Genomic DNA, 5910 nt, shown 5'->3' with positions numbered 1-5910 from the left:
TTGGCTTTCACGGCATTGCCTTGCAGCATGTTCAGCCCAGCGGCCAACACAAACAACCCACCCCAGACCGAGATGAAGGCACCGCCCATCGTTTGCAGGGGATAGTTCCGTAGGCAGGACAAACCAGAGCGCAACACCGGAAAGATGCTCCAGGGGTCGGTGGCAGGGCTGATAACGAACACGGGTTTGCGCTTACCCTGAGTCGCATCAAACCAGCCCCCGTCTTGAATGTTGGACTGCATCGTATTGCGAGGGGCCAACTGAAGGGAGCTGCGCTGGACGGGGCTAGGCGTAATGTCGATGACTTGGGCATCCATGGTCTGCGAACCACGGGCAGGGGTGATGGCGCTAGACGATGCGGGCTTATTCATGGGTACTGTTCTCCTCGATGATGGATTTGATGCGGTCGTACAACTCGGCCCCTTGCTGGTAGCGCTGGCCTTTGTAGCCGAGAACGTCTTTGATGATTTGGCTACGACCCAGCCCTTGGTATAGGGCGCTGGTTACGGAGAGGATGAGGGCCAAGTCGGGGGTATTTTGGCCCCCTGCGAACTCGCTAACGGGCGTTCGGGGTAAGGCCACAGCTGCTGTGCTGTCTGCGGTTGGAGGTTGTTCGGCCTTCGTTCGATGGGCATAACCGGGTTCTGGCGGTTGGGGTTCCAGTTTCGGCACTTCGTAGGCCACCATCGGCAACCATTCATCCAGGGCGCTGTGGTAGAACACAGCCTGCTTAGGACTAAAGGAACGCTCAAAGAGGGCCGGGTCATCGATGGCGGGAATGGTCTTATCCGAGGCTCGTAAACTCTCTAGGTGGCCTTGGCTGGTGGGAGTCTGCAAGGTGAGTAGGTCGAAGGTTGAGCGCATCCCACCGCTTACCCCGATATCACCGACGAGGCTGGATTGGGTCATGGCCCACAGTGCCCGGTCATCGGTCTCACCGCTGGACAGTTCCATCACTAACTGAGGCTTGAGAAAGGACTCATACCAGGTCTTGAAGGTGACTTTGAGCATGGCCAGCTCGTCAATAATGAGCACCTTGGGCCGCTGCGGGATTTGCCGCCAAGCGAAGATGAACTGCTGCATTTCCTCCTGCATGGCCTCGATGTCGTCTTTGGTTTTGAGTTCATCGGCCATAAATCCTAGGATCTGGTCAGCCGACTCCCAATACCAATGTTCCTTGGGATGATACTTGGGTTCGATAATCCACACCGCTGCACCGTTGGCCTGCGCCTGACGGTAGGCATGGGCCACCGTGACACCTTTGCCGACCCTGGGGTTAGCGCTAATCAACGTGGGTCTGAGGCGTTGGGCCAAAATGGCGGCGGGGTTTCCCACACGGTAACTATGAAGTTGACTTCCGGTGGGCATCGGTACGGAACCGTCCCAGGCAGGCGCAACCGGAGCAGGCACGGTCTGTCGAATCGCCACCGCAGGCGCTTGTCCTTTCATCGCCCAGGCCAGACCAGACCCCACCGACGTTAGCCCAAACACCAACGCCAAGGGCAGGTAGGGATTCGTCACTCGGTACTCAATCTGACCCCCGTTGGCAAAGGTTTCGAGGTCTGCGGGGGTGAGGTTACTGGCCGGACGTTGCACCCCCATGAACACGCCCAGGGCCGCGCTACCGATGGCGGTGTAAAGCAAAGCATCACCAGGGAGGGTCATCGGGTGAACCTCCATAGAAACCGCTGGGCGAACTTCACTAAAGCCAAGCTCAGCAGCAGCGCACCCCAGGCCACCAACAGCACCGCCAACAGGGGTAGGATGTGGCTCAACACCCAGACCAGGGCCAAACCCACGAACCCCGTTAGGGGAACCACGACAGCAGCCGTTATCAGGGTTTCAGGGGTCTGTTGGTTCAGCAGGGCAACAACCAAACGGGCCAGGTTAGCGACGAATCTCATGGGCCTTCACCTCTTCCGATAGCGCGTGAGTGCGGTCGTGATACTGGGCCAGGTTTTCGATGGCGATCACCGCCAAGTTAATCGGTGGGTCAGTCGGTACAGAAGGCAGCGACCGGGCCAACTCGACCGCATTGACTCGAAACAAGGCCGCCTGGGCTCGTCCCCAGTCCCGTTCAGCCTTGGCTAGGTCGAGTTGGGCTTGGGCATCCCGCTGGAAGCGATTCAGGGGACAAATCAACTGCTGGCCAAAGCACGGGTCGGTTTCTAGCCTGACGGCCCGCTCGGCCTCGGTGCGGTAGCGGTAAGCTTCGTTTTCTAGCACTGAGCGGGCTACGTCTTCCAACACCAGACGGGAATCGTGGTAGTTCCCATCGAGGCGGTGCTGGCCAGCGGCAAGTACATTGTCAAGGTTTGGGCCTGGGCTCTGGCTTTGATAGGTGCCCTCGCTACCGACTCTGGCCGATTGGGCAACGGCAAAAGCCACACCACACAAGGCAACCACGGAAAGGCCACCCACCGCCCAGTAACGGCGGTTTTGCCACCATGGCAGCGGCACCAGGTGGATGTTTTGGATCGGCCCTTCCGGGGCTGGGGTAAAGGATTCCTTGCGGTAATCGAGGGGGACGGGTGGGGGTAGGTTCATGGCGGTGCATCCTGGCTAGTTCAGATAGTTTTCGGTGACGTAGTGCCCTAACTCCCACAGTTCGGGGGATAACTGCCCTCCGTTGCAGGCCATATCAAGGGCAAGGGTTTCGGCGTACTCATCCGGTACACCACGGTCTAGGAACGATTGGAGGTAGGCGGTGTAGAGGCCCAGTTCGGTTTGGCTTAGCCCCTCGGTATCCAAGGTTTCGTAGGGCATAGTTAGGCGTCCTCTGCAAAACCAGGGCAGGCGCTCATATCGTCGTCGTCCCAGTTTTCGGGGTCGTTGCAGAAGGCGATAACCGCTGGATGATTGGCCAGTTTGCAGAAGCCGTCTGGGCCATCGTCGGAGAAGTTCACACAATCAAGGCAGGTCATGAGGGGCGCTCCTAAGCGGCGTGGACTTCATAGGCGGGAATCTCGCATCCTGCAAGGCCCGCGACTTCGTAAAACCAATCCAGAACATCGGGGTCAAACCATCGGGCGGTGATCGTGCTGCGATAGGTGGTGCCCTCGATGTACAGCAGCACGGGCTGGCCTAGGACAAATTCGGCGGGATGGGTGGGCATGGTCTAGTCCTCCAATGTGGCGATGAACTGCTCAAAATCGGCATAGCATTCGGCTTCAGTGGCAAAGCCGTCCTCACTGCAATAGTCCCCAGCTTCCCAGTGCCATTGGCCATAGATTTGGGCGTGTTCGTAGAGTTCGCGTAGTTCGTCCTGGATACTCACGGGAAAATCCTCAAAACAACAACACAGCGATCAATGCCCCCGCCAGGGCGAGGGCTAAGTAAACCCCTACAGATGGGGGCTTTCGTCGGGTTGTTGGGGCTTTCCCAGGACGGACATATCCCGTTGAACCTGGGCATCAATGGCGGCATTGTGCAGGGCCAAGGACTCAGAACGGAGCTTGTAAACCAGGCTGGCTTCCTTCACCTGCTCAACTTTGGCTTTCACCGCTGCGGCCTGCTGGGCCTTCCGTTGGGTGATGGCTTGCTGGTGCTGGAAATCGTTTTCCACGGCCTCCAGGAACCCATCACAGGAGTCTAGGAATCGGTCAATATCGGTAGCCTCAAAGCTAGTCAGGACAGCATTTTCACCCCGGTACTGGCCAAGATCAATCAATGCGGGCGGGGTGGGTAGGGCAAGCTGGCCTCGGTGATTCCCCACCTCGATAACGGTGGGGGTGAGGTCGGGGGTGGTGAGGTCGGGTTCAACAGGGGTATCGAGGGCAGGGCAGCGGCGTGGTTCCCTTGCGTAGCTCAGCAGAATGTCCCGTTCCGAGTCGTTGAAACGGCGAACGCCGTTGATAACCGCGCCAATTTCGCCGTGATCCGTCCTGGACTTGGCTAGCCAGTTTTGGGCGGCGCGTTTCTGAACATTGTGTTCGGCGGCAATCGAGGCGAGTGTATGCTCACGGTTCATGGTCATAGTGCTTTTCCTATGTTCTTCGTAGGGGTCTTCATTACTAGGGCATAGTGTTAAATCTGTGGTGCCTATGCGAAGAACATAGCACACTATTTCAAGGGTGTGCTATATTTGTGGTGTGAATATCAAAAAAGTTGTCTCTATGACAAAATTGTTCGCATAAGTTGCTGAAAAGCTTATGCCTAGCACGTTGCGAATCAATTTCATCTATATGTTTCCAGAGACAAAGGAACGGTTCACTGCCGCTTCTGAATCACTGGGGTGGCCCTATCGCACACTTGCTCAACAAGTGATCCAAGCTTTTTTCAAGAAGCATCGCGACTTTTATGTCGAAGCTGCCTTGAAAGACGCCAAAGCCAGGGGTATGGATGAAAGCGATTACTACCAAACGCTTAGGGATAGGTCAGAGGACGACTTGGCGAGATATGTCAGGGGGCGACCTGGTTTCGGTGTAGCGCCGCTTGACCCCGTTGAACCGATACCGACCGGAGGTGAGTTTAAGCAGAAGTACAACACCATCACGCTGTCGAACTACAACTACGTACTTCTTCGCGTGGCCAAGGTGATCGATGCCGATAATTCATCGCTGACCCAGGTGGTGAGCCGAATGGTGAAATACCACTTCGATCACTACTGGGTTCCCAACTACGAACCACAAATCGAACTCGATCAACGCTGTAAGTTCAGATAGGAGAATCGAAATATGCCTGCGCCAGAAGCTATCTTGAACGCCGTTCATGGCATTCTCACCGAACTGGGAGAACCCAAAACCGCCCTCCACGCTGAAGCCCTCAAAGCCTTCGAGACGGGGAACGCCGATCAGCTCCGAACCCTTGCGGCGTCTAACCTAGACGATAACTATTGCCGATCTATGGGTTATCTCATCTCAGCAAAGCTCAAGCCTGACCTACCGACCGTGGCGGTCGTTCTTGCCGAAGCAGCCAGGGCAGCGGCTGACCATCGTCGAGACATCACCATGCGAACCTTGAGCTCAGTGATTGCTGAATCCCTAAAACGCGAACCCGTAGCGGCTTAACCTAAGTCCACCACCCAGGAGGTGATGACTTAGTTGTAAAAACCCGTTAAGCGCATCCCCCAACAGCGTAGCGAGTCCGACCGTGATGCCTTCCTGGCCCAACGACTGCAACACACCGAATCAGCCCTAACGGCTCTAGGTGAAGCCTACGCCGAACCCGATCTGCTAAGGATGGAGGTTGAGCAGCTCCGGCAACAGGTTATCGACCTTGGAGGACAACCGTGGCAGCTTCCTAGCGAGGACACCCTGAATGACTAACCCAAAGCCCCGGTCGGCCCCGTTGGCCATCCTCCCAAGCCGATTCACAACACGGCCTGGATGATCAATACTGGGGGGTGTCATGATGGCGCTGGCCGTTGTCCTCTATCTTTCGTCGCAAAGATCTTCCGTCCTTTGGATAGAGGTGCATCCCTTGGAGCGATCCGGTAGACTAGGCCAGATACAGGAGGTGATGATGATGATGTGAACCCATTGGAACGAACCCTTTAAAAAAGCAAAAACGATAGCTATTCCCGCGAAGAAACACGCTATCGCCTTGCCGCCCTACTGAGAACACGCCACAGGGACGTGCCGGAGTCGTTCGTTTAAACAATTCCCTACAACTATAGCTGACTCAGATCAGTAGCGCAATAGTGCGCTCGTTTTGTTGCGCCTATTTTTTGAAACCGCTGAACCCCTAGGTTTTTCAATGCGTTTGCTGACTGTTGACCCTCTGAATATCCTCATCGCCTCGAGAAAATCTATCTTTCGGACGAGGAGCAAGTCGGGTCGAGTCTGGCAGTCCGCGTTGTTAAGCCACACCCTTGTCCACCCGCGCCATGCCCACTAGCGGCTGACCTCCACGACCTTTACCCCCCTCCATCGCCGGAACGTTCGGGCATGGATCCGGGTTGTTCATCCT

Annotated in this window: 12 protein-coding genes; 2 read left to right on the top strand and 10 right to left on the bottom strand. The window is 56.3% G+C overall.

Annotated features, from left to right (window positions below):
• The 9 genes from H6G62_RS25615 to H6G62_RS25575 all read right to left on the bottom strand — a co-directional run.
• Positions 1–371: hypothetical protein (locus tag H6G62_RS25615; RefSeq protein WP_190500476.1), on the bottom strand; the 371-nt coding region annotated here is incomplete at its 3' end.
• A complete protein-coding gene (locus tag H6G62_RS25610) occupies positions 364–1665 on the bottom strand; it encodes a hypothetical protein (protein ID WP_190500474.1) in 1302 nt (433 codons plus the stop codon). The genes H6G62_RS25610 and H6G62_RS25615, both read right to left, overlap by 8 nt.
• Positions 1662–1904: a hypothetical protein gene (locus H6G62_RS25605; protein WP_190500472.1), complete on the bottom strand. Its 243-nt coding sequence runs from the start codon at positions 1902–1904 to the stop codon at positions 1662–1664. The genes H6G62_RS25610 and H6G62_RS25605 overlap by 4 nt, the downstream gene beginning before the upstream one ends.
• Entirely contained in the window at positions 1888–2547 is a 660-nt protein-coding gene (locus H6G62_RS25600; protein ID WP_190500470.1) for a hypothetical protein, read from the bottom strand. Before H6G62_RS25600 ends, H6G62_RS25605 begins: the two co-directional genes overlap by 17 nt.
• Before the next feature lie 15 nt (positions 2548–2562).
• Positions 2563–2766, bottom strand: coding sequence for a hypothetical protein (locus H6G62_RS25595; RefSeq protein ID WP_190500468.1), 204 nt, complete (start codon positions 2764–2766; stop codon positions 2563–2565).
• 2 nt (positions 2767–2768) lie between these two features.
• Positions 2769–2924, bottom strand: coding sequence for a hypothetical protein (locus H6G62_RS25590; protein WP_190500466.1), 156 nt, complete (start codon positions 2922–2924; stop codon positions 2769–2771).
• A gap of 11 nt (positions 2925–2935) precedes the next feature.
• Complete coding sequence (locus H6G62_RS25585) at positions 2936–3115, bottom strand: hypothetical protein (RefSeq protein WP_190500464.1); 180 nt, start codon at positions 3113–3115, stop codon at positions 2936–2938.
• Between the two features lie 3 nt (positions 3116–3118).
• On the bottom strand, positions 3119–3277 hold the full coding sequence (locus H6G62_RS25580; RefSeq protein WP_190500462.1) for a hypothetical protein: 159 nt from the start codon (positions 3275–3277) through the stop codon (positions 3119–3121).
• A 66-nt stretch (positions 3278–3343) separates the two neighbouring features.
• Complete coding sequence (locus H6G62_RS25575) at positions 3344–3976, bottom strand: hypothetical protein (RefSeq protein ID WP_190500460.1); 633 nt, start codon at positions 3974–3976, stop codon at positions 3344–3346.
• 175 nt (positions 3977–4151) lie between these two features.
• Between H6G62_RS25575 and H6G62_RS25570 the strand changes: the two genes are divergently transcribed.
• Positions 4152–4664 carry a hypothetical protein gene (locus tag H6G62_RS25570; RefSeq protein WP_190500458.1) on the top strand — a complete coding sequence of 171 codons (513 nt, stop codon included), beginning with the start codon at positions 4152–4154 and terminating at the stop codon, positions 4662–4664.
• Between the two features lie 12 nt (positions 4665–4676).
• Complete coding sequence (locus H6G62_RS25565; protein WP_190500457.1) at positions 4677–5009, top strand: hypothetical protein; 333 nt, start codon at positions 4677–4679, stop codon at positions 5007–5009.
• A gap of 165 nt (positions 5010–5174) precedes the next feature.
• Here the strand turns inward: H6G62_RS25565 and H6G62_RS28480 are convergent, their stop codons facing one another.
• Positions 5175–5297, bottom strand: a complete 123-nt coding sequence (locus tag H6G62_RS28480; RefSeq protein ID WP_277883063.1) for a hypothetical protein — start codon at positions 5295–5297, stop codon at positions 5175–5177.
• Positions 5298–5910 lie beyond the last annotated feature (613 nt).

The organism is Phormidium sp. FACHB-1136, assembly GCF_014697375.1.
Lineage (GTDB): Bacteria > Cyanobacteriota > Cyanobacteriia > Phormidesmidales > Phormidesmidaceae > Nodosilinea.
This window is presented reverse-complemented; position numbering and strand designations above follow the sequence as displayed.